The organism is Pseudomonadota bacterium, assembly GCA_018823135.1.
Classification (GTDB): Bacteria; Desulfobacterota; Desulfobulbia; order Desulfobulbales; family CALZHT01; genus JAHJJF01.
On record JAHJJF010000126.1, the window covers coordinates 51,380 to 75,601 of the forward strand.

At 48.3% G+C, this 24,222-nt stretch carries 25 protein-coding genes; 13 read left to right on the forward strand and 12 right to left on the reverse strand.

From position 1 onward, the window contains the following. Nucleotide 1: 1 nt before the first annotated feature. Nucleotides 2-334 (forward strand): VanZ family protein, encoded by a 333-nt coding sequence (locus KKE17_13140; GenBank protein ID MBU1710940.1) that lies wholly within the window; start codon nt 2-4, stop codon nt 332-334. Nucleotides 335-337: 3 nt separating this feature from the next. Here KKE17_13140 and KKE17_13145 read toward each other — a convergent pair whose 3' ends face one another. Further along, nucleotides 338-1,021 carry a hypothetical protein gene (locus tag KKE17_13145; protein MBU1710941.1) on the reverse strand — a complete coding sequence of 228 codons (684 nt, stop codon included), beginning with the start codon at nt 1,019-1,021 and terminating at the stop codon, nt 338-340. A 202-nt stretch (nt 1,022-1,223) separates the two neighbouring features. Here KKE17_13145 and KKE17_13150 point away from each other — a divergent pair, with 202 nt between their 5' ends. The 9 genes from KKE17_13150 (at nt 1,224) to KKE17_13190 (ending at nt 8,921) form a co-directional block, all read left to right on the forward strand. Next, nucleotides 1,224-1,442: a zinc ribbon domain-containing protein gene (locus KKE17_13150; GenBank protein ID MBU1710942.1), complete on the forward strand. Its 219-nt coding sequence runs from the start codon at nt 1,224-1,226 to the stop codon at nt 1,440-1,442. 240 nt (nt 1,443-1,682) lie between these two features. Next, entirely contained in the window at nt 1,683-2,213 is a 531-nt protein-coding gene (locus KKE17_13155) for a Na+/H+ antiporter subunit E (GenBank protein MBU1710943.1), read from the forward strand. Next, entirely contained in the window at nt 2,159-2,494 is a 336-nt protein-coding gene (locus KKE17_13160) for a multiple resistance and pH regulation protein F (protein ID MBU1710944.1), read from the forward strand. Before KKE17_13155 ends, KKE17_13160 begins: the two co-directional genes overlap by 55 nt. Before the next feature lie 4 nt (nt 2,495-2,498). Further along, entirely contained in the window at nt 2,499-2,783 is a 285-nt protein-coding gene (gene mnhG / locus KKE17_13165; protein ID MBU1710945.1) for a monovalent cation/H(+) antiporter subunit G, read from the forward strand. Then, nucleotides 2,768-3,766: a DUF4040 domain-containing protein gene (locus KKE17_13170; GenBank protein ID MBU1710946.1), complete on the forward strand. Its 999-nt coding sequence runs from the start codon at nt 2,768-2,770 to the stop codon at nt 3,764-3,766. Before mnhG ends, KKE17_13170 begins: the two co-directional genes overlap by 16 nt. A 76-nt stretch (nt 3,767-3,842) precedes the next feature. Then, the gene (locus tag KKE17_13175) at nt 3,843-4,172 is read left to right on the forward strand and encodes a cation:proton antiporter subunit C (GenBank protein ID MBU1710947.1); all 330 of its coding nucleotides are present in this window, start codon (nt 3,843-3,845) and stop codon (nt 4,170-4,172) included. Next, the gene (locus KKE17_13180; protein MBU1710948.1) at nt 4,169-5,683 is read left to right on the forward strand and encodes an oxidoreductase; all 1,515 of its coding nucleotides are present in this window, start codon (nt 4,169-4,171) and stop codon (nt 5,681-5,683) included. Before KKE17_13175 ends, KKE17_13180 begins: the two co-directional genes overlap by 4 nt. Further along, a complete protein-coding gene (locus KKE17_13185; protein ID MBU1710949.1) occupies nt 5,680-7,179 on the forward strand; it encodes a monovalent cation/H+ antiporter subunit D family protein in 1,500 nt (499 codons plus the stop codon). Before KKE17_13180 ends, KKE17_13185 begins: the two co-directional genes overlap by 4 nt. Beyond that, nucleotides 7,176-8,921, forward strand: coding sequence for a complex I subunit 5 family protein (locus tag KKE17_13190; protein ID MBU1710950.1), 1,746 nt, complete (start codon nt 7,176-7,178; stop codon nt 8,919-8,921). Before KKE17_13185 ends, KKE17_13190 begins: the two co-directional genes overlap by 4 nt. 49 nt (nt 8,922-8,970) lie before the next feature. Here the strand turns inward: KKE17_13190 and KKE17_13195 are convergent, their stop codons facing one another. Continuing rightward, nucleotides 8,971-9,747 (reverse strand): sulfite exporter TauE/SafE family protein, encoded by a 777-nt coding sequence (locus KKE17_13195; protein ID MBU1710951.1) that lies wholly within the window; start codon nt 9,745-9,747, stop codon nt 8,971-8,973. A gap of 255 nt (nt 9,748-10,002) precedes the next feature. On the opposite strand from KKE17_13195, the gene KKE17_13200 reads away from it, so the two are divergent. Next, entirely contained in the window at nt 10,003-10,863 is an 861-nt protein-coding gene (locus KKE17_13200) for a phosphate ABC transporter substrate-binding protein (GenBank protein MBU1710952.1), read from the forward strand. A 26-nt stretch (nt 10,864-10,889) separates the two neighbouring features. Beyond that, a complete protein-coding gene (locus tag KKE17_13205; GenBank protein ID MBU1710953.1) occupies nt 10,890-13,205 on the forward strand; it encodes a response regulator in 2,316 nt (771 codons plus the stop codon). Between the two features lie 137 nt (nt 13,206-13,342). Here the strand turns inward: KKE17_13205 and KKE17_13210 are convergent, their stop codons facing one another. The 8 genes from KKE17_13210 to KKE17_13245 form a co-directional block, all read right to left on the reverse strand. Beyond that, a complete protein-coding gene (locus KKE17_13210; GenBank protein ID MBU1710954.1) occupies nt 13,343-14,494 on the reverse strand; it encodes a diguanylate cyclase in 1,152 nt (383 codons plus the stop codon). A 388-nt stretch (nt 14,495-14,882) separates the two neighbouring features. After that, nucleotides 14,883-15,239, reverse strand: coding sequence for a hypothetical protein (locus KKE17_13215; GenBank protein ID MBU1710955.1), 357 nt, complete (start codon nt 15,237-15,239; stop codon nt 14,883-14,885). Between the two features lie 123 nt (nt 15,240-15,362). After that, on the reverse strand, nt 15,363-15,968 hold the full coding sequence (locus KKE17_13220) for a VPLPA-CTERM sorting domain-containing protein (protein MBU1710956.1): 606 nt from the start codon (nt 15,966-15,968) through the stop codon (nt 15,363-15,365). 297 nt (nt 15,969-16,265) lie between these two features. Continuing rightward, nucleotides 16,266-16,829 (reverse strand): cytochrome c3 family protein, encoded by a 564-nt coding sequence (locus tag KKE17_13225; GenBank protein ID MBU1710957.1) that lies wholly within the window; start codon nt 16,827-16,829, stop codon nt 16,266-16,268. A gap of 39 nt (nt 16,830-16,868) precedes the next feature. Continuing rightward, nucleotides 16,869-17,300, reverse strand: a complete 432-nt coding sequence (locus KKE17_13230) for a hypothetical protein (protein MBU1710958.1) — start codon at nt 17,298-17,300, stop codon at nt 16,869-16,871. Between the two features lie 100 nt (nt 17,301-17,400). Continuing rightward, nucleotides 17,401-18,201 carry a 4Fe-4S dicluster domain-containing protein gene (locus tag KKE17_13235; GenBank protein ID MBU1710959.1) on the reverse strand — a complete coding sequence of 267 codons (801 nt, stop codon included), beginning with the start codon at nt 18,199-18,201 and terminating at the stop codon, nt 17,401-17,403. 38 nt (nt 18,202-18,239) lie between these two features. Then, nucleotides 18,240-19,565, reverse strand: a complete 1,326-nt coding sequence (nrfD, locus tag KKE17_13240) for a polysulfide reductase NrfD (GenBank protein MBU1710960.1) — start codon at nt 19,563-19,565, stop codon at nt 18,240-18,242. Between the two features lie 230 nt (nt 19,566-19,795). Then, the gene (locus KKE17_13245; protein ID MBU1710961.1) at nt 19,796-20,542 is read right to left on the reverse strand and encodes a slipin family protein; all 747 of its coding nucleotides are present in this window, start codon (nt 20,540-20,542) and stop codon (nt 19,796-19,798) included. Nucleotides 20,543-20,853: 311 nt separating this feature from the next. Here KKE17_13245 and KKE17_13250 point away from each other — a divergent pair, with 311 nt between their 5' ends. After that, nucleotides 20,854-21,450, forward strand: coding sequence for a GNAT family N-acetyltransferase (locus KKE17_13250; protein MBU1710962.1), 597 nt, complete (start codon nt 20,854-20,856; stop codon nt 21,448-21,450). A gap of 175 nt (nt 21,451-21,625) precedes the next feature. Here KKE17_13250 and KKE17_13255 read toward each other — a convergent pair whose 3' ends face one another. Together KKE17_13255 and KKE17_13260 are read right to left on the reverse strand one after the other, a co-directional pair. Next, nucleotides 21,626-23,071 carry a NapC/NirT family cytochrome c gene (locus KKE17_13255; protein ID MBU1710963.1) on the reverse strand — a complete coding sequence of 482 codons (1,446 nt, stop codon included), beginning with the start codon at nt 23,069-23,071 and terminating at the stop codon, nt 21,626-21,628. A 388-nt stretch (nt 23,072-23,459) separates the two neighbouring features. Further along, nucleotides 23,460-23,885, reverse strand: coding sequence for a MerR family transcriptional regulator (locus KKE17_13260; GenBank protein ID MBU1710964.1), 426 nt, complete (start codon nt 23,883-23,885; stop codon nt 23,460-23,462). Nucleotides 23,886-24,222: the final 337 nt, after the last annotated feature.

A 24,222-nucleotide genomic window follows, 5' to 3' on the forward strand; every position in this document is an offset into this window, starting at 1 on the left:
AATGGCCGGCATCTTTTATTTTTCCGGCCTGCCCGGTGATGATATATCCCTTCCCGGCTTTTTCGCATCGGACAAAATCCTGCACGCTTCTGCCTATGCATTTCTAGCCGGCACCGCAATCTTTGCCGGACATCCGTGGATCAACAGAATATCACCGAATCGGCATACAATTGCACTAATGATTTTCTGCACGCTTTACGGCGCAAGCGACGAGATCCATCAATCCTTTGTCCCCGGGCGCATGGCAAGTATTGGCGACCTGGCGGCAGACACCTTTGGGGCGGTTCTGGCAATTTTGCTGTGGAGATGCATTTTGAGTAAAAAATACACCTAAGGATCAATCCTCGGGAAATTTTCGGACCTGCTCCTCAAACCGGTCATCCTCGGGGGGCGGCTTTATGGAACATTCAGGAGAAGAACAATCGCTGTCACCGGTGACTGCTTTATCCCGGGGCGGAATGCCTTCGAACTGCTCCAGATAAAGGCTGGCAATGGCGCCGCACTGCAAAGGCAGCAATAATATCTGCAACACTGCAAGCACCGGGATCGCAGTTGAGAGGAGTTTGACCAGAAAAGACGGCACAATGGTGATCACGAAAACAAAGGAAAAATGCATGAAAAACCCTTTGTCACTGACCTTGGCCCGGCTCTCTCGCATGGCAAGCCCAAGGGAAAGCTTCCTGTCGACCATCAGTACCAGCACGTAGAGCCACATGGTCATAAAGATCAGGCCGGGAATAACCATAAGGATGAATCCGGCAATGATCATCCATGACAGAAAGAAAAACGGGAAAAGCTCCCCGAACCGCTTGAACCCCGAAAACAACTCGCCGAACTCCGGACGTTTATTGTCGCGAAGAAAGGCGACCATCATCAGGATATAGGCACCCATCACCGGGCCGGACAGAAATCCAAGGCTGAAAGTAATCATCACCTGGACCAGAAATCCACCGATAATAAAAACAAAGGGTTCCTTTTTAAACAGCTTCAGTACGTTTTCCAGATGTCCTTGAAAATCCATGTATGCCTCATTCTATGATTGTTGCTTTTGAAGTTTCAATTCTCATACCAGTTTTTCCCCCTGCGCACCACAAATTATCATATAAATCCCGGTATCGTTGCCACCGAACAAACTATTATCAGGATGACTCTGGACTTTTGATCAACCCATAATTATTTTCTCATTATCTTTTTCAAAGCAAACGTTTTTAAAGGAGTCAGTTATGCCGATATACGAATACAAATGCCAGGACTGCAACAACATGTTCGAGGCCTTGATTATTTCTGCAAATGATCTCGATCAGATTGAATGCCCGAAATGCGAGAGCAGGAAGGTAAAGAAAACCATTTCCGCGTCGAGTTTCAGACTTGCGTCCTCAAGCTCAAACTCCATTCCCGCAGGCGCTCTATCCGGCTGCAGCACTAAATCCGGCTTTTCCTGAGCATAAGTTTTTTCCACCCGGCGGGTGGAATATCAGATTGTCAGACAACCAGCATCGGGTGGCGGGGTTTCGGATACGGATATCCTGCCACTCCTTTATTTATCGCCATTCATCCTCCATCGGAACGCTCCTTTCCGCATCAAACAGTTATCCAAAAAAAATATAGATTCTTTCTTTCCTTTACTGATAGGGTTATGACAGAAGAATTAACCCTGTCAACCGTTTCAAGGTAAAACCGGAATGCAAGAAGACAATCTCCCCCTTCATGTTCGCAGATCCCCCCGCCTGGGCAGAGGGGCGGCTTTTCGCTGCCTGTTTTTTTTATTTCTCTGGTACGTGCTCACCCCTGAGGGAGCAAGCTGGGTCCTCGGAATACCCGCAGTATTGCTTGCCGTATACATCAGCCTGCTGCTGGCCCCGGCAACCGCTCACACCCTGAGTTTCATCGGCGCCTGTCATTTTCTGCCATACTTCCTGTCCCAGTCGCTCTCCAGTGGAATCGACGTAAGCCGTCGCGTCCTTTCGCCCAGCTTGCCGATCAATCCCGGCCTGGTAATCTATTCGACTTTTCTGCCGGAGGGCTCCCCACGGATTTTTTTTATTAATACCATCAGTTTGCTCCCCGGCACTTTAAGCGCCGACCTCCATGACAACAAGGCGACCATTCATACTATTGATAAAGATCTTCATGTCTGGGAAAATATTCAAAACCTGGAATGTCGGGTAGCAGCCCTGTTCAGCTTAAAAACAACACCGGAGGGAGAAATTTGAATTTCTACATACTCTGCTCCTTTATCCTTTTGCTTGCCATTGTCCTGGGACTTGTCAGAATCCTCAAAGGCCCCAGTGCAGCTGACCGGATGATGGCGGCACAACTTTTCGGTACCTGCGGTGTCGCAATTCTTCTGCTGCTGGAGAAAGGACTGGCAGGAGAAACATACCTGTCAGATATTGCATTGGTCTTTGCCCTGCTGGCATCTCTGGCCACCACGACTTTCGTCCACCGCGCTTGGTCAGCTGCAGACAAGGAGCACTCCAGTGGGAATTCTTGATACCATGGGCATTATATTGATCATTCTGGGCCTGCCCTTTTTCCTTTCAGGCTCCATCGGACTCATACGCCTGCCGGATATCTACAACCGCCTGCATGCATTGACCAAAGCCGATAATGTCGGGCTCGGCTTTATACTTCTCGGTCTGACCCTGCAGGCAGATAACCTTACAAGCCTTTTCAAACTATTCTTTATCTGGATACTGGTACTCATCGCCAGTTCAGCCTCCTGCCACCTCATCGCCCGCAGCGCAATCCGCAAAGGAATCAAACCATGGTCCCGCCAATGAACATCATGCTCGCCGGATTTGATATCATCCTGATCGCCTCGCTGCTCTGGCTTGCCTGGAACATTCTTGCAACAGATGATATTTTCAAGGCAGTTGTACTCTTTATATCTTTCAGCCTGCTCATGGCCCTTTGCTGGGTGAGGTTACATGCTCCTGATGTTGCAATGGCCGAAGCAGCAATCGGCGCAGGTCTCACCGGCCCGTTATTTCTTGCAGCCCTCAGGCGCATGAAACGTATCCATAAATCCGAACGCAGAATGGACCTGGAAGAAAAACGCCCGGATCAACAACAAACCGCCGGTCCGGCTTCCGGAAGATTCAATCCTGTATTATTGATGCTTATCCTGCTGCTTGCCTGCCTCACCGGTTTACTGGCCGTTGTCAGCGGCATCCTGCCCGTGCAGACCGAAGGGCTGGGAAACCTTGTTGCCGACCACCTGCCGCGCAGCGGCGTAACCAGTCCGGTAACCGCAGTTCTCCTTAACTTTCGCGGGTATGACACCTTGCTGGAGATAATGGTACTCCTGGTGGCGGTAATCGGCGTCTGGTCCCTGAACCCGGCACCCATGCCCAGACAGACCATGGATACCAGCCCTGTACAGGTATCCCTGGTCCGGTTACTTGCACCGGTTATGACGCTGGTGGCTTTCTATCTGGTCTGGCAGGGAGCCGCCAGAGTCGGCGGCGCCTTTCAGGGCGGAGCGGTTCTCGGCGGTGCAGGAGTCCTGTTGCTGGTTACCAATTTCACCTGGCTGCATGCCATACCTTCCCGACCGCTTCGCCTCGGCCTGACCCTGGGCCCGACAGTCTTTCTCGGCATCGCCGTCTGGTGCATGATCAGCAATGGAACCCTTCTGGCTTACCCGGAATCCTCGGCCGGTTCATTGATCCTGGTAATCGAAACAGCCTGCGCTCTTTCAATCGGCATTTCGCTCACCGCCCTTTTTGCAGGAGGAAGACCGAATGATTCTCTCTCCGAGTAATGCCCGGAAATATCATCTGCTGAAGACGACTCCCAAGACCGAATATGTTCAAAGTGAGACACTGAGAGAATAAGTCATGAACACCAACCTCCTTTATGACCTTGCCGGAATACTTTTAGTCGCCTTCGGACTGTTCGCTTTGATAGTCTGCGCACACCCTTTACGGAAAATTCTGGCGGTGAACATCATGTCAACAGGGGTTTTTCTTGTTTTCATTGCAACCGCATATGGAACCGGCATGGAAGCAGTCGATCCGGTTCCGCAGGCAATGGTCCTCACCGGCATCATCGTCTCATTGAGCATCACCGCCCTGGCGCTTATTCTGGCCTGTCGAATCCAGGAAACAACCAATCTTTTCCGGCTCCGGTCAGAGAAATCCGAGGATCAGAGGGCAATTGAATCATGATGCACCTTGATGCACCTTTCTGGATAGTCTGCCCGGTCATCCTGCCGATATCAGCAGCCCTGCTCTGCTTCATCAGCCAACGCAGATCTCCAATTATCGCCTTGACAGCCGCCTCTGGAAATATCCTGGCTGCAGGCATTCTTTTCAGACACTTATCACTATTCGGTGCCCGCCAGTATATGCTCGGCAACTGGCCCTCTCCCCTGGGCATTTCCCTGAACCTCGACGCCCCGGCACTGCTGATGCTGGCGATGACCGCGGTTACCGGACTGGGCATTACACTCTATGCACGAGGATATTTTCTGTTCCGTCTCGCTGCGAAGCATTCGGACACCCACAAGGCCCAGGAACAATATTTCTGGCCATTATGGATGATGCTCCTGGCGGCGCTGAATGCCCTTTTTCTGTCCAATGACATTTTCAATCTCTATGTAACCCTTGAGCTTTTAAGCATTTCAGCAGTCGCCCTCGCCGCACTTTCACGAAAACCCGCATCACAGATAGCCGCTTTCCGCTACCTCCTGGTCAGCCTCCTGGGATCAACCGGTTATCTGCTGGGAGTGGCCCTGCTCTATAAGTTCTACGGAGTCCTTGATCTGAGTATGCTTCGGGAGTTGATTACCTCCGAACCCGGGGCACAGACAGCCCTGGTGCTGATCAGTGTCGGCCTTTTGCTTAAAACTGCGGTCTTTCCCCTGCATTTCTGGCTTCCTCCCACTCATGCAAACGCCCTGGCGCCGGTGAGCGCAATCCTTTCAGGGCTTGTGGTGAAAGCATCGTTCTACCTGATGTTCCGCCTCTGGTTCGATGTTTTTACCCCGGTAATTTCCCCACAGGCACTTAATCTCATGGGTATTATGGGGGCAGGGGCGATTCTCTGGGGAGCGGTGCAGGCCATGCGCCAAACACGTCTGAAACTGCTTATTGCCTATTCCACCGTTTCGCAGCTGGGTTATCTTTTCATCGCTTTCCCCCTTGTCCGCCTGGACAGCGGCCCGCATGCCTGGAACGCCGTCATCCTGATGGCCATGGCCCATGCCTGTGCAAAGTCCGCAATGTTCATGGCAGCGGGCACGATCTCCCTGCATTTCAACCATGACCGGATCAATGATCTAACCCGCGTCAGAGAATTTCTGCCCATGACTGTTTTCGCCTATGGTATTGCCGGGGCCAATCTCATGGGGATTCCTCCTTCCGGGGGATTCATCGCCAAATGGCTCCTGCTCACCTCGTCATTTAACACATCACAATGGTGGTGGGGACTGATTGTCATAGCCGGCAGTCTCCTGGCGGCTGCATATGTCTTCAAAGTCATCAGCAGGCTTTTTGTTGTCATCCCTTCGGAACAGACCCTTTTAATCCGCCGGCAGCACAGCGCATCCCTTGAATTCCCGGCTCTGGCCATGGCGATCATTTCAATGCTGATGGGAATACTATACCCCTACATCGACCAGATCCTTTCCCTTGAAGGAACTTTCAAGTCGGCTTTTATTGCAGGAGGGATTCCATGAACGCACAGGGATGGCTTCTCCTCTCCATACTTTTCTGTTCATTCGTCCCTGGAATCATCATCTTCACCCTGCGCGAGGAAAGCACCTATCTGCGGACCAGCCTGAACCTTCTGGGCGCAACCCTGCTGATCACCCTTATCCTGATCATGGACGTCGGCATCTACCTCGGCCAAACCTACGAAATCCGCCTGCCGGTTCTTGAAGGCCTGGAATTAATCCTCAACGCCGATCCCCTTGCCGCTCTCTTTACCACATTATCCGGCGTGCTCTGGTTTCTCACCACCATCTACGCCGTGGGTTACCTGGAAGACTCGCCCAACCGCAGCCATTTCTTCGGCTATTTCAGCCTGTGCATCACGGTCACCACCGGCATCGCCCTGGCAGGCAACCTGGTGACATTTTTCCTGTTTTATGAAATGCTTACCCTGACCACCTATCCGCTGATCATCCACCGCGGCACTCCCGCCGCACTCCGGGCCGGCCGCAATTATCTGATTTATACCCTGAGCGGCGGGGCGGTCTTTCTGTTTGCCGTGGCATGGTTGCAGACATTAGCAGGATCAACGGAATTCACTGCCGGAGGATTTTCGCCCCTCCTCCTAGAAGGCCACAGCACCGAACTTACCGTTATTTTCACCTTGATGATCCTTGGTGTCGGCGTCAAGGCAGCCATGTTCCCCCTGCACGGCTGGCTGCCCCAGGCCATGGTGGCCCCGGCGCCGGTAAGTGCCTTATTGCATGCCGTTGCCGTGGTCAAAGCCGGCGCCTTCGGCATAATCCGCATTGTCCTTGACGTCTACGGCATCGAAAACACCCAAAGCCTCGGACTGTTAACGCCCCTCACTACCGCTGCCGCCATAACCATTATTTACGGATCGATCCGGGCAATCCAGCAGGACGATCTTAAGCGACGACTGGCCTTTTCTACGGTGAGCCAGATATCCTACATCATCCTCGGGGTCAGTATGGCCTACCAACCCCTGACGGCAATCGGCGGACTGGTGCATCTCGTTCACCAGGGACTGATGAAGATCACCCTGTTCTTCTGCGCCGGCAACCTGGCAGAAACCCTAGGGATACACAATATAAGCGAAATGCAGGGGGTCGGCCGCCGCATGCCGCTGACCATGGCGGCATTCACTGTCGGCGCCCTGGGGATGATCGGCATTCCGCCCACTGCCGGATTTGTCAGCAAATGGTATCTCGGGATGGGCGGTCTTGAAGCCGGGAATTGGTGGATCATCGCCGTGCTGGTGATCAGCAGCCTGATGAACGCCTTTTATTTTCTACCCATTATACTTGGGGCATGGTTTAAAGAACCAACCGGCCCCTGGCCGGAGGCTCGTGACTTCGGCCGCCTGGAAACGGGCTGGATGCTGCTGTTGCCGCCCTTGATTACCGCCCTTGCGGTGATAATCGTCGGACTCCTTGCCAATGCCCAGATGAGTCCTCTGGCCTGGGCAGAGTTCATCGCTGCCAGGGAGTACGGACGATGACCGATTATTTTTCCACCAATGCCATTCAGGCCTTTCTTTTATCGCTGGCTCCCGGGCTTCCCCTGGTGACTGCCTGTGCCTTTCTGGTCCCATCAATACGGTCACTGGCATACAGATTATTTCCCTGGGCGGCCTTACCCGCTTTACTGGTAGCTCTTTTTGGTTCGACTACTGTGGCCATCGAAATCCCCTGGTTTTTCATGGGAGGCCGCATCGGTCTCGATGACTTAGGTAAAACCTTTTTGCTGTTCACCTCTTTTCTCTGGCTGGTATCAGGATTATTCGGCCGGGAATACCTGGCGGACGACACCAAACGTTTCCGTTTCCAGATCTTTTATCTCCTGGCGATGAGTGGTAATTTCGGGCTCATCCTTGCCCAGGACATGCTGAGCTTTTATCTGTTTTTCACCCTGATGAGCTTTGCCGCCTACGTGCTGATTATCCATGATGGCAGCGACAAAGCCCGCCGTGCAGGCCGGATCTATCTCTGGCTGGTGGTGGTGGGCGAGGTCATCCTCTTTACCGGCATGATCATTCTTGCACAAACTTCCTCAAGCATGGCTTTCAGCAAAATAGATAAAGACCTCTCCGGGATTATTCTGCTTGCACTCCTTTTCCTGGGATTCGGAATCAAAGCCGGCGCCTTGCCGCTTCATTTCTGGCTGCCGGTGGCCCATCCTGCCGCACCTTCCCCGGCCAGTGCAGTCTTAAGCGGCACAATGATCAAAGCCGGCCTCCTGGGCTGGCTCCGCTTCCTCCCGGTGGGCAGCACAAACCTCACAGAAGGGGGAATATTCTTTCTGATCGCCGGACTTCTTGCGGCATTCTATGGTATTACCGCAGGTTTCTTCCGAAACAATCCGAAAACCGTGCTGGCCTATTCCAGCATCAGCCAGATGGGACTGATGACAGTCATCGTCGGCAGCGGCATGATCCTCCCCCAGATCTGGCCGAAGGCAGTAACCGCTGCATCACTGTATGCCTTCCATCATTGCCTGGCCAAAGGCAGTCTTTTTCTTGCAACAGGTGTGGCAAAGAATGGCTGGAATAGAGGAATTCCGGCATGGTTGTTTCGCGCCGGCCTCATCCTGCCGTCCCTGGCCCTTGCCGGTATGCCGTTCACCAGCGGCGCAATAGCCAAGTCGGCATTGAAAAGTATAACCACCAATCTTCCCGAACCATGGCATGAAGTATGCTCTATTCTGTTACCGCTGGCCGCCGTCGGTACCATGGCGCTGCTCGTACATTTCCTCAGACTCACCTGGCAGCCATCCAGGCAAGACAATAGGCATGGCCAGGGACTTCGCAGGGCGTGGATGTTCAATCTGGCCGGCGTCGCTGTCACCCTGTGGCTATGGCCCGGCTCAGAAACAGCGGCACGCCATTCCCTTACTCCGGGCACGGTGATTCACGGCCTCTGGACTGTGGCGGCAGGCTGTCTGCTGGCTTTCGCCTTAACAAGACTGATCAGACAGCGCCCAACTGCTCAAGAAAGCCATCCCGGGGTTGATTCCTTCCCGCAGAAAATTTTCAAAAAACTCTTCCTGCATTGCTTTCCGGACAGATCAGCGCGGGGGCAACATGGGGATTTATCGAAGTACAAAGTAGATGGGAGAAACACCAGGTTTCAAGTAATTGAAGTGCAGTTGGGGAAAATTGAGAAAATTTTCGGAAGATGGACAATCAGCGGTTTATTTTTTCTGATGATCAGCATCCTGATCATCTTATCGCTGAGGTCCTGAAAGGATCAAATTTCCCGGCTCTATGCTGCAGACGGGAAGAAAAACCATATCAGGCCAGAAGTGAAATCCACATTCTCACCGCTGCAAGTCCGATCAAGACGGCAAGAATCAACCGCAATCCCTTCACCGGAAGCCCCCGGCTTACGTAAGCACCGATGGTTGAAGCCGGGATAACGGTCAAGGCAATGGGAAGAGCGAGAAACCACTCAATCTGTCCGGTTGCCGCCTTGCCGATAAAACCCGCAAGTGACGAAAGAAAAACAATTGCCAGATTGCTGCCGATTGCAATTCTTGTTGGGATCCGCACGTAAGAAGTCATCAGCGGAATTAATATAAACGAGCCGCCCTGCCCCACCAGACCGCCAAGCAAACCTACTCCCGAGGAAGCAAGAACCGCCCTGATCCTGGAAAACGAGAGATCATCCACATCAGGTCGTTCGGTGTCTAGTTTGACCGGAATTATCATCAAAAATGCTGCAATGCCGGCAAGGCATGAAAAAATAAAAAGCAGAATGTCGTTTGACACGAAGCGGGACCCGGCACCGCCCAGCACCGCCATAACAAATATACTCACTCCCATATAGAGAGTGAGCTGGCCTGAAACAAAATGAAATTTCTTGTGAATCAACGACCCGAAGAGGCAGCTAAGCAGACCCTGCACAATGGTCAGACCGGCAACAACCTGCATGGCAAGCGGCTCAAAACCAAAAATTGGCGGAACAAACAGCAGCAGCGGGGCCATGACGATTCCCCCGCCAATACCAAGAAGTCCGGACAAAAATCCGGCGATCATCCCTAATGCAGAAAGCAAAAAAAATAAATTCACGGCGGTCCATTCATCAATTCTATTAATTACAGTAAATCCATAGGCAATAACTATATTGTACAAAATAAATGTTATCAACAACTAAAATATATTTTCCTCACTAAAAGTGAACTACTCCGGTGCAAGCCGCAGGGAATTAGAGAAAAATCGCTAACTACATTGGATATTTTCAAAATTTTACAGTATGTATACTTGGTATTTCATGTATGCTCAAAAGTCCCTTGCCAGCTATCTGTGTCTTTCAGGAGAATCCACATGCCGCGGAGTAAACGCTTTGATAGATATAACCCGTTTTTTTTGACCCTGCTTTCCTTCTTTTTCCTCTCTTGGTGCTTAACCTCTCCGGCTTATTCAAATGAGCTTGATCGATTTGCCGGCAAACAGGGAAACATTACGATAAGCGGCGGCACGGCCCATATACCGGTAATGACCGAACTTGCCAGAAAAGTGCGCGACTTCAACCCTAAGATCTATATCACCGTTCATGGAGGAGGTTCGGCCAATGGCATTAAGCAGGTGGGACAGGGCATGGCTGATATCGGCAATAGCGGCCGCCCCCTCAATGACCATGAAAGGCAACAATACAATCTCAGAGAAATTCCTTTTGCCATTGATGGAATTGCGCCGATTGTGCATCCCTCAAACCCGGTGTCAAATATTTCAAGTGCCTCGATACGGAAGATTTTTTCCGGAGAAATCACGAACTGGCGTGAAATAGGCGGCGAAGACCAGCCAATCATCCTTTACGGACGTGAAGCTGCAAGCGGTACGCGAGATATTTTCTGGAAGAAAATGCTCCTTAATGGCTCCTTTTCTCCTGAAACACGCATCGTCGATTCAAACAACGCCATGAAAATCGTTGTGTCCTGGGAAAAATATGCTATTGGATACTTAAGCATAGGCCATATCGACATGGATAAAGTTAAACCGCTGATCACCGATGATATCCAACCAAATCAGACCAATGCAATGCTTGGCAAATATACGATCGTAAGAAAACTTTATATGAATATCTCGGAAAATCCTACGGAACTCACCCGTCTGTTTGTTGAATATGTGTTAGGACCGGCAGGTCATGATGCGATAAAAGCTTCCGGGTATATCCCGCTTCACTGACTTATGAAATATCCCTGGAAAAGATTATGGATAACAAGCCTACCTCAAAATTAACCATTATAATAATCATGCCGATTATCGTCCTGCTCGAAATCATGGGCGGCTGCATGTATTATTATCTGCAGCAAAACACCAATTCATTTATCAAATACCGGATAACCAGAGAAGCGGAAAGACACCACAATGATATTTACTCACTGATCACCGATCACTATAACCAGCTCTTAATCCACGAACCGACTTTGGATGCTGCCAAAATACATCAGGCTGAAACGATCAGCGAACTTGAGATCTACTTCAGCCTCAATGGATTAACCGGGCAGATTTTTGAAAATAGCTCCCTGCTGTATTCCATTAACGGGCCTGTTTCAAAGCCGGGTTATCCAGAAAATTATGCACAAACCTATTCGGAATATTATTCAGAGACACTATTTGCTCCGTGGAACTGGGAAATCAGCGTAATAGAGAATCCCGCCAATTATCAACGCCTCAGAGAGAGGATTACCCAGGGTCTGTACCTGCTTTTTGCCTCTTACACCATTCTGGCAATAGCCATTATTGTTCTGCTCTGGCGCCTTGTGCTCATCCCCCTGAAACAGATCATTACTCCTTTACGCAACAACCAGCTTCCACAATATAAAGGCATAGATGAATTTGAATTTTTAAGTAATACCATTGCCAGTGATATTCAAAAAAGACAGGAGGTCGAAGAACGGCTCATCCATCATCAAGTGAATCTCGAAAAAACCGTTTCCCAGCGAACCCAGGAGCTTGAAGAGGAAATCCTTTGCCGGGAAGAACTTCTCAAAACGCTCAAGAGCCGCGACGCACAACTTGCAGTCTCCCAGACCGTTGCCCGCCTTGGAAGCTGGGAATGGGACATTCTTTCCAACAAAGTGACATTCTCTGAAGAACTTTTCCGCCTCCTGGGTTTAAATTCCGATGACGACGTACCCACTTATGATGGCCTGCTTCAGAGGGTCCATGCCGATGACCGCGATGGTTTTGCTCAGGAAATAAAACGAGCTCTGCATGAAAAACAATCGTACCGGATGGATGTAAAGATGGTCCGAGCCGATGGCACCCAGTGGATAATGGAAGGCAGGGGTTCGGTGACCACCGACGACCAAGGGTCGCCGCTGATGCTCACCAGCACCGCTCAGGATATTACCGAGAGAAAACTCATGCGCGATGCCTTGCATAAAAAACAAAAATCCGAGGCAATCGGCACCCTGTCCGCAGGTATCGCCCATGACTTCAATAATGTCTTGAACATGATCTACGGATATCTTGAGGTCATTAATAATAATATCTCGAAAACCGATGCCAACTACGAAAACTTTCAAGGCATCACTTTGTCCTGCAATCGTGCCTCAGAACTGGTCAAACAAATCCTCATCTATTCAAGACATGATGAGCAGGACAAACGCCCGGTTCTCCTGCAGCCGATAATTGCCGAAACCCTGCAACTTCATGAAATATCAGTCCCCGACAATATTGAATTCCAGATTCACGTTGATTCGAGCTGCAGAGCGATTGACGCCAACGTCACCCAGATTCAACAAGTATGCCTGAACCTGCTGCAGAATGCCTGCCAGGCCATGGCAACAAACGGCGGGATCCTCCGAATCGAATTATCGGAAGTTGAAATCACCAATTCCTTGACCATTACAAATCCCAGATTAATACAGGGAGAAACATACGCAAGACTCACGGTGAGCGATACCGGCCAGGGGATGGACAATGACACCCTTGAAAAAATATTCAACCCCTACTTCACTACTAAAACTTTCAGCCTGGGAACAGGCCTGGGACTGGCCATAACCCATGGCATTATCGAAAATAATCATGGCGCAATCATCGTTGAAAGCGCCCCGGGAAAAGGTTCGACTTTTCATGTTTTCCTGCCTCTTTCCAAGCAGCCGCTGGAACTGGAAAAACTCACTTCAGCAGCCAGGCCAATGGAAGCGTCGGACTCAAAGCACATCTTGTTCATAGACGATGAAAAGCTCAACACCCAGGTGTGGAGTATTGCCTTGACTCAGGCAGGGTTTCAGGTCACAACCGAAACTGATGCCAGAAATGCCTTGCGCCTGTTTAAGGCTGCACCGGACCATTTCGACATAGTAATAACCGATCAGAGAATGCCAGAACTTACCGGGATTGAACTTGCCGGAGAACTCATAAAAATCCGCGCAGATTTACCGATCATCCTTACTTCAGGATGGGACGATTCCATGGATTTCGAAAAAGTTAAAAATGTGAAAGGGATTCGCAAGGTAATTTCCAAGCCGCATACCATGGATGTTCTTCTGCAGGCAATATCTTCCTGCCTGGAATAATCGATTCAACATAGAATTAATTGGTATAAGGTGATTGAGGGGCGATGCTGTTTTACTGCAGTTACACCTGCAACCATGTCAAGGGCAGGAGTGAAGGGAAGAAAACATATGAGTTCACCTCCGACATATGAACTTGATCATATCCTGTTCATCACAAAGCCGGCAAGTTCGTTTCCGGTTCGGTAATCAATATCCAGGAATGACATGCCTATATTGAATTTATCTTCAGAAGAGGGTTCAACCCGCACAACCGTGCTGGCAAAAAGCTGCTGTTTTTCATCCTGAAGGGTGAACTGAGTCAGTAATCTCGTACCAGGGGAAATATTGTCGCTGCTTTCAACCATCATCCCCCCCCTGCTGATATCTCTGCATTGAGCAGCATGCATGATATCATCGTTGAATCGCTGCTCTTTAAGTTTGATATCTCCATGGCAGTCAACACGAACATAGCGTCGTTTGTCTCCGGAAAAAAGAACTATCCTGTTCTTTCCGGCGGCTTTGGCGCTGTACAGAGCGGAATCGGCAGCCTCGACCAGCCTTTGTGGTGCCGTTGTATCATAGGGATATGAAGCAAGCCCCCCGCTTATGGTAACCTTAAGAACCCGACCCTCATAGACGAATCGCGCCTCATCAATCTCCTGCCTGATCCGCTCTCCGATCTCATGGGCATGCACTTTGGGGGTATCAGGGAGCAGAAGGAGTATTTCCTCGCCGCCATAACGGACCGCAACATCCTCAATTCTCTTGCGCTTGCGGATGATTTCCGCAACACTTTTTAAGATCAGATCACCGCCCAGGTGTCCGTATGTGTCATTAATCAGCTTGAAATTATCCAGGTCAAAGAACAACAGCGATAAATCACTGTGATGCCTTTCGGCGCGAGAAACTTCGCGGGTAAAAACCTCGTTAAATACCCGACGATTCAATAAGCCGGTCAATTCATCCAGTTTTGAAAACTGGGCGGTTTTTTCATAGAGATGGATTTCTATTACCTTAGGATTCTTCAAGTACTTGTGAACCGTACAGAAATAGTCGCAGATGGCGGTCCTTAAGCTTACCGAGCGGCCCAAATCCGATTTCATCTCAGCATAGTGAAGAATAATTTTCTGCCAGTAATTTTCAGCCTCGGCGTTAGAGAGGTCAATGCTTGCCAGAATATTCAGTATAACTGAATAAACAGATTTTCCATGTTCGGCGACAAGTTGCCGCATCTCAACCAGCAAACCGTCTTCATCATTTGAAAAGTCTTCAAGGGTCGCAAGTATGGTATCTCGTAAGGTCTGATTCATCAAATTGGTTCTGAAAACTCTTTTTACTGAGTAAAGGAGGCTATATCGATTAGAAAAAAAACTAACCAGTAAATTCTCTTGCTTGGGGAACTGCTTGAAAACGCCGCCCGTTTAATCATTTTGCGAGCCAGTTAAGACCCGAAACGATATAGTATTTTTGCTTTATTTTATGCAAAAATCATTCCGCGCCGCATGATATAAATCTTTGAGAAACATATCAAACAGTTAGAGGCAGTCATGAAAATTGACACAGAAAAGATTATGGGAAGCCGTTCGGAACAACGGAAACTATTACATGATTCCGGAAAAACAAAACTACGAAACTCTACAGGTTTATCAGGAATTATACATCACAGAAATTTGAACAGCACCAGCCAGTGCATCCTGTTCAAAAATAAAGACGATAATCAAGGATTACAGAGACTGGGCTCGAGCCGAATTCTGATTTGATTTGCATTCCTTCCGGTTCATGGCCATGGGGCAGACTAATAGCAAGAGAAAGCTCTGATTCATCGGAAAGGGAGAACATCAGGTTCATGGCCAGAAGTCTGGAATGGTCCGTCCAGTTGGAAATAGCCAGAAAGCTGCCGTTAAGCAAAGGGGTGAAATCATATCCCATGCCCAGGGCCGGATAATTCTTCCCAAGATATCTGGTTGTAATATTGCCCGCAATAAGTGCAGTATTCGCCTGGTCGATGTTCCGGTAACCACGGCCATGGACAAGGGGGAAACAAAATGAATACATTTGCGATGTGCGATTTTTCATGATTTGATAATACATCAACGAAAAGTTCATGACAATAAAGTGCAGACATAAAAAAAACCCGGCATGCCGGGTTTTTTTATTAGTATGTTAATTATGCCCAATTCATCTTTTTCGTCGTCGGAAAGCCCCGATTCCGATAAGCCCGGTCCCCAAGAGCAGCATTGTCGCCGGTTCAGGTATTGAAGCCATGCCGTGATTGGTAATCGATGCTTGGACCATCACCGTGTTACCACTGATAATTCCAAAAACATCAAGAAAATCGACACTGATATCATTACCGAAAAGACTGAAATTATGAGGTAATGGCGGCCTGTCCCAGAGTATAGCCCCCGCGGTAAATGACCCGCTAAAGGCGACTGCCGCAGCGGAAGCTTCCGCTGTTGTATCAGCAGTTACGAGCGGCGAATCAAAAGCAAGTGTTGCCTCCACATCTGCAGATACAAATCCTGTTCCACCTAAAGTGATCCAGAAAAAATCAATAACTCTGGATTCTCCGTCATTCAGAGTAAAAATTTCCGCGTCCAAAGTGGATGCGAGAGCTGCGTTAAGTGTCAGTGGGTCTTTTGGATCAGATACGACAAATAGATTACTGAAAGAAAATGATGAATCCGGATCGTCCGCCACATCAAATGTTACTGGTGTTGCCGACGCGAGACTTGAGAATAATAAGGCACAGGTGCCTATTGCAAATATGAGCAGTTTTTTCATGGCTCCCTCCTTTCCTTCAATAAAATTCAACGCTCCACTGCACTGAGACGGAATAAATCTAACAAGCTGATAATATGCAAAAATCGAGCCTTTTTAGGCGAAAAACATTTTGCTTTTTATTACAGGTAGTTATCAGATTATAGGATATAAGCCGAAGAGTTCGGATTCCAGAAAACCGAACAAATTCGTTCGCGATCACGGAAACCTGACAACCAAAAGGCGTCCAACGCAACAAAAAAAGGCCCCCCAAAAATCGGGAGGCCTAGAGTAGCAATATTGCTCGTTATCGAAATAAACCTACTGCTTGGGATGACACCGCTTGCAATGCTGTATAGAGGTAACACTGAAGGCCTTATGACCGTTATGGCAGTTGCCGCAGTATTTGCCCTTTTTCATTTCATCCATGGTGAGATGGCCTTTTTTTACGACATTTTTCCCCACCTTCATAAGGAACACCTTGGGATGGCACTCCACACAGCGCAATTGCTCACGCTCGGTGTGTTTTTTATGGCTGAAAACCGCAGACACCTTGCCATCAGGGGCATCCATGGAAAAATCATCGGGGAAATAGCCGTGCTGGACCATTTGCTCCATGGCCTTGGCTTTATCCTTTTTGGCGTCCTGCTTATTTTTCTCAGCATCGGCCATGGCTTTTTCCGCATCCTCAATGGCACGCTCTGCAGCAAGAACCGCTTTTTCCGCCTCGCTTCTCGCCTTTTCAGCCTCCTTCAATGCCTGAGCCGCATACTCGGCTGAGTCCGACCAGGATATGCGGGGTTGGATCAATACCGCTGTCGAGACAATTGCACAGATTATTGCGGCAGTTGTAATCAATTTCAATATATTATTGCCTGTTAGCATAAATTTTCTCCCTTGGTATATAATACCATCAACTCCCGGTTATTTATGTTCAACCGTCACATTCGTATCTTCTTTCTCCGGCACGATTTTTCCTTGCTCGACAAGTTCATTGTAGCCCTTGACGCCGATATGACAGCGGGCGCATTGGGTGGTCGTTGAAAAAGAAATATCGCCATTATGGCATGTTCCGCAGTATCTTTCGTTACAAAGACTCTGCATATCGAAATCAGCGGTCTCCTGCATGGCCAGCGCTTCCATTTCAAAAGTCTCTTCATGGCACCAGTCGCAATGCAGACCAAGGTCTTCGGTATGGGCTTTATGGCTGAAAATAACCGCCTTGAGCGGTTTGGTATAAATTATATCACCGCCATGCTCAGGAGCTTCTTCTTCATCTTCAGCAAACACTGCTGCAGAATTAAGAAAAAACGCTGCTGCAACTGCCAGCAATAAAAGAAATAAAAGTTTTTTCATTTTCTTCACCTTTTATAAGAATTCCTGTCCCGGATATTTTTAAATGCCCGTTGAAGCGCATGATCCCGGATCTTTTGCCTATTGATTATCAAATGTATTATTATCTTTCTTCCGCCTGCCTTCTGAGTTCCCATGGCGAAGATCTGGTTGCCTTCATGTAAAAGACATTGGGCTTGGTACCAGCCTCCGGCCGCAGCACCCATACCTGTTTTTCTATCTGATGGACCATTTTATAGATAACATTTTCCGGGTCGGAGACATCACCGAACATCCGGGTTCCGGTTGGACAGGCATTAGCACATGCGGTGAGCTTCTTGCCTTTTGAAAGACGTGTATCCCAACAGAAATTGCACTTATCAATGGCGTGTACTTCCTCATTGAAGTATCTGGCCTCGTACGGGCAGGCAAGAATACACATCTTGCAACCGATGCACTTCTTCCTATCCATCATTACAATACCGGTGGTTGGATCCTTGTAAGTAGCTTTGGTCGGACATCCACGGGTGCATGGCGCCTCATTACAGTGATTGCAAAGGATCGGGATAAATTCCCGCTGCCTGCCGATGGCATCCGTAACCCTTTTCCGCAGAATTCTGGTCCGGTATCCATAGTCCGGAACATCATTGGTTTCTTTGCAGGCGGTTACACATTGTTCACAGTCGATGCAAAGACCCTGTCGAATCACCATACTGTAATGCGGCCGGTAAGGGTATTGCTCTAAAAAGTCACTCGAGCTTGCAAACGCTTCATTGACATTGGAGACCAGCGACAGCAGTTTGCCGCCGGCAAAAACGCCGGTGACGGCAAAGCCGATTTTTAAAAATGCCCTCCGTTCCAGACCGGTGACGGAGCGCAGGCCTTCATCCTTAATTGTATCAAGGTTTATTTTCGAAAACTTCATTATATCTATTCCTCCTTAATTGCTCAGTTCAGAAATCATTAATCGTCACGATCTACCTTGCGAACCCGGTGATGACGCTTGAGGGATTCTTCTTCGGATTCACCTTCCTTCTTGTAGTGAATTCCACCACAACCAGGGCAGACATACGCGCCTGGAGGGACGATTTCATGTTTCTGGAACTGATGGCCGTTCAGCATCCTCTCACCTAATAAATAAAAAACACCGGCGAATGAAAGGCCCGCTACCACTACCGAAATTTCATGAAAAGAAGGGGTGTATTCAAGAAGGGAGCTGTACTCATCAACACCAAGTGAATGAAAGACCGGAACGATCTGACCGGCAAGCACCAGGTCATAACGCATGAAAAATATGCCGATCATCATAAATGACGATGCAATAAACATCTTCCTGAGGTCCCTGCCCTCGGACTGAATCAACAGAATAAAAGGAATCACCATGCCCAGCAGTACTTCAGCACCCCAGAAATTAAGGGCATACCTGCCGAGAACAAATGCTTTAATGGCTACATATTTTTCAGGGGCGACAACACCGCTGATAATTTTCCATATGGTAAAAAACATGATAATCGCAATCAGCATCGTAGTGAGCTGACACACCGCCTTGATGCTTCTCTCCATGCGACGGCTCATGATATGCCGGTCGATTCTCCAGGAAATGCAGGTAAACAGAATGATTGCGGCACCGCCTGACATCATTGCCGAAACAATGAAATAAATCGGCATATAAGGACCGTACCAGAACTCACGACCGTGCAGCATGCCGAACACCGCTCCGAGATTGCTATGGGCCGCAACCCCGAAGATGACGCCGAACAAACCGAAAATTCTAGACCAGGCGTGATTCTGATCAAGGAGGAAGAAATATTCAATCCCCAGGGCGATCAGATACAGGGTATAGAGAGTTCCCATCCACCACATATTCGATGTGAGGTTTGGCGAAAACGCATTATAAATCGGCATGCGGAAAGGATTTTCCACATCAAAAAAGATAATAATAAAGCCGCCGAGCATGAAGGTAATGGAAAGAAATACCGCTCTTTTTGCTATGGGCATATAAGGTTCATAGCCAAAGACATGGCCGATGGATGAAACAAGACAGAGTCCGGTGGATGTTACAACGCAGAAAATATAGGCAGAAATCAACAGACCCCAGGGGATCTGGCGGGTGACGCCGTAAACATGGCGATACCCGGTAAAAGTACCATGCAGGCCAACGGCCAGGCCGTAGAAAACCAGGAGTCCCAACAGGCCAAGAATACCCAGTAAAACCTTATTGGATCGAAAAAGGGCCCCCACCCCGGTGTACCCCCATCTCTCCGCTGTATCTTTGTGTATTTGAATCATTCGTGTTCTCTCCTTCTCTAGTTCTTTTCTGTGATCGGCAAAACCAAAGCCTCGCACCCTGCCGGAAAAGAAAATCTCTTTTCTTGTTCCGCCCGGGAAAAAATTTAGTCCCGTCAGAAAATCCGTTCCTTGCGCTCATGCGAGACCGACAAAGATTAAATAAAAGTGACGCTAATGTTACTTGTTAAGATATACCCCTCCTTTCTTTATTTATTCTTAAGACCAAATAATCAACTATTAAATATTTTTTTAAAGATATCCAAAGGAACCGGAATAAGCGTGGACGTCTTATCCGACGTACCTATTTCACGGATGGTCTGCAGATAACGAAGCTGCAGGGCGGCTGGATGCTGGTCAATGAGACTTGCTGCCTCGCAGAGCTTGGCAGCTGCCTGATATTCCCCGTCGGCATTGATGATGGCGGCACGCCGTTCCCTTTCGGCCTCGGCCTGTTTTGCCATGGCACGCTGCATGTTTTCAGGCAGATCAATTTCCTTGACTTCGACCTTATGGATTTTGACTCCCCAGGGTTCGGTTTCCTGATCAAGGATTACCTGCATTTTTTTATTGATTGCGTCACGTTCGGATAAAAGATGATCAAGGTCATCCTGACCGCAGATACTTCTGAGTGTCGTCTGGGCCAGTTGCGATGTGGCCATCTGATAGTCCTCAACATCGATAAGCGACCTGACAGCATCCACCACCTTGAAATAGACGACAGCACTGACCTTTATCGAGACATTGTCCTTGGTAATGACATCCTGACCAGGAACCTCCATGGTTATAGTTCGCAAATCGACCTTGGGCATTCTCTCAACAAGGGGAATAAGAAATACCAGGCCCGGTCCTTTGGTGCCGATAACCTTACCGAGGCGGAATAAAATGCCTTCCTGGAATTGACTGACCATCCTCACCGAAAGAAAAAAAAGAATTACGCATAACGGAAATAGAAAAATCACCCAATACAGCGTCGTCATATGCTCCCCCAAAAAATGCCCATGCAAGAGTTTCTTTACAATTACTGAATACAACATCCCAAAACACTGAAATATCCCGAAAATCTTTTTACTGATTTATACCACAGTGTGGTAGTGAATATGCCACATTGTGGTATAAATCTGCAAGGTTTTTCTTTATAAGAATGATCTATTTTGATACACTTTTCTTATTACTATTTTCGGCATGAACGCTTACGGGTTGCAAACAATATGGCGGGATCAGTTGCCCGCATATTTTCCGATCCATGCGGATTGAAGCCCAGTGATTATCTTACTCGCAGGAGGTGCGCGTGGACTACCTTAAAGCTATTGAATACTCATCAAATCAAAAGGATAAAATTTCAAATATTGAGACAGTGATCAGTGCCTTGTGGGAAAACCATAATACTGTCATCCGGACCGGATACGGGGAAGAATTCGATGTCAGGTTTTCTCAAAGAGAAAATTATTTTGATGTGGTGCTCAGCATAAAAAACAATGACATTGGCTTTATCACCTTGAAACAGAAAAACAGCGGCAGATATTCAATTGTCAACGACTCGTCAATCAATCCGCATCCGGCAATAACCCAGACCGCGGGCCATGGGCTTGCAGTAAAAGCAGAGCATCGAAAAAGAGGCATAGGCGCAGCCCTCCTGAGTCTCGGGGTCGGAATTGCCCAGAAAGATTATAAGGCCCGGAGCACTGATGAGCCTTTCGAAGTAATTGCAACCGATGTCACCGGCCTGGGATACGGCTGCTACCTGCATTTCGGGTTTAAAATTCTCCCTGGGATGAAAGAAACCACCGCACATTACCGAGATGCAAACCGTTTGCCGGAATTGAAAATTCTGCGGAGAAAGGCAGGCCTTCTCCAGCGCTTGAAAAAAAGAATGCATCGGGATTGATTATACGTGTCCCTGGATCCCTTGTCGTCGCGGTGAAAGCCCAGATTCAAAGAAGAGCCTTACCGGGGGTGATGACAGAGCAGGCTGGTTTGCCACCGCCACTGACGGATTCAACAAAAAAAAGCCCCTCGATAATCGAGAGGCTTTTTTGTTTCATATGAAATAATCCGGTTTATTACGGCTCGTCATGACAAACACTGCAATCCTGGGAGATTGAATTTCCTTCAGGATTCAGGTGCTCTTCATCATGGCAACGGAAACAACCATAGCCCTCTTCGGCACGCTGGTGGCCGAGATGTTTCCCGTAAGTTCCCCATAAAACGTTCATCGCCGGCCAGACATTGCCTAAATATCCAGCAAGGAGATATTCCCCGGCCCGCTTGATATCAGCAGCATATTGCTTGGCCTTGGCAGGATCTCTTTTCTTCTGCAATTCCACCAGGTTTCTGACCATTATTTCCTGGGCCGCTTCACGGCTTTCATATTCCTTGGTCAGAACCGCCAAACCATCTTCACGAATACCCGGAACATCAGGATTTATTTTTCTGCTGAGCAGTCCGGCATCAATTACCTCTTCAGGCATCTGATAGATGTGCGTCGGTCGATTATGGCAGTCAATACAATCCATGATCCGCCATTCATGGGTCTCATCCTCCGCAACATCGATGTCTTCCTTGACAAATTCATCATGGCTGCCGTCCGGGCGAGTAACCTTGACTCTGGCAATCTGAGTCCGTTTTGCATCGGCTGCAAGGTAACTCACCTGGACATCTTTACTGACATGCCAGTGAATACCTTCAAATGCATCAGTCTGAGGATTACGTCCACCGATATGCAAGGCGATTTCCGTGACTTCAGGTTGAGCCTGCTCTTCATTGGAAAAATGCTGGAATATTTTAATCTTTTTCCCATGAAACTTGTCCGGCCAATGGCATTCCTCACAGGTATCCCGAGCCGGGCGAAGATGTTCCACCGGTGCCGGGATCGGGCGACTGTAACTACCCGCCATAACCGCCGCGACCTGGCGAAGACCTGAAATTTTCGCGCGAACGAACCAGTCGGCGCCCGGACCGATATGACACTCAACGCACTTTACTTTGACGTGCGGAGAGCGCTGATAAACTGCATATTCCGGCTCCATGACCGTGTGGCAGACCCTGCCGCAGAAAAATGACGAATCGGTAAAATGATATCCCTCATAAGCGATTACCACCAGGATAGAAAGATTGATTACCGTAAGCGCGATAAATCCAACAAGCCATCTTCTATGCTTGTGATCACTGAGGTTAATATGAAGATGATCCCGTGCAATCCCGTATTTGCGCCAACGGCGGCGTCTTACAAATGCCGCGATGGGGATCAACAAGAGACCGGTTACCATCCCGCCCGGCAGCAACAGATACGTTGCCATGGCGGCATAGGGATTATGGATAAGCCCAAGGACATCCAGAGCCAGCCCGACGAGCATCAGGGTGATACTGACTGTAGTGATGGCAACTCCCATCAGGCCCAACGGGGAACGCCACATGCCGCGGATTATATAATGCCAGCCGCTTTTATAATTTTCCCTGTTTTCCGTATCCTGATCAGATAAATTTTGTTTGTTTTCGTCAACACTCATACTTCTATTACACTCCTTTCTTGGCGTTAAAAATTACACAACTTAACTCAACACAAATATCCGCCCTCTTCAGCAGGAAAAGGAACGAAATCACAAAAACCGCATACAGGCAAATATCGCCAGGAGAGAAAAACGAAAGAATATCCGTGCATATAAAATATCCACGGAAACCCGTCCAAACCTTTCAACTGTTTATAAATCCTGTCTGTCGTGAAAAAATTCTCCGAAACAAGGAGATATTGATCAAACTGCCTTAAATGAAAATTGTCGGCATCGTATTTATGCCCTGTGGTAAAAAAACACGATGAGGTCGCGTATTTCTCTTATTACTACATGAAATTACTGAAGGCGATATTTCAGCATCCGACTTTTTGCGATGCCATCAAAATTAATCGATTGATGAGGCGGCGACTTCTTTGGCTTCTATCATTGCCTTAATATAAACTCCGCAACTTTCACAAAGTTTCAGTTCCTTGGCACATGCGGTGTTAGCTCTTTCCCAGCAGGGAATTGATCTATCCATAAAAGCCGAACATTTATCGCGTATTTCAGGATGACAATTCTTTATTTCCCAACAGGGTGTAAGTTCCAGCAGCATTTTAATCCCGGGAATACTGATTCCCTTCTCATGAATCAAGGCCCGGATACAACGTACCCACTCAATGTCATCATTGGAAAAATAACGCTTATTGCCCCTTCTTGATGGTTTAATAAGCCCTTCCTGCTCATAAATCCGCAGAGTTCTCGGATGAACCGAGAGAAGTTTCGATGCAACGCTTATGGGATATATCGGATCACTGTTTTCAACAGCCATTCTCTTCTCCTCGTTTCAGAAATGAAGACCGATGTCTCTTTCCGAAGGAACTGAGCTTTAATCAACAATAAAAAGGGATACGAATAAACCAAAAAAAAAAGAGACTTGTCAACAACAAAGGAAAGAAAACAATAGAAAAACATGATCCAGGTTTGGCATTTCCTTATCAGCCATCCATGTTTTCCCCAATCATATCAGCCATTGAGCCGGGATTCTCCAGCATATTCCTTCCTGCGAATTCTCCAATGCAATCTACCATAAATATCAGGAGCCGGGGAGATTACAACCTTTTTTTAATTATCGATCAAAAATACAGGTTAAGACAGCTACCTGCAAC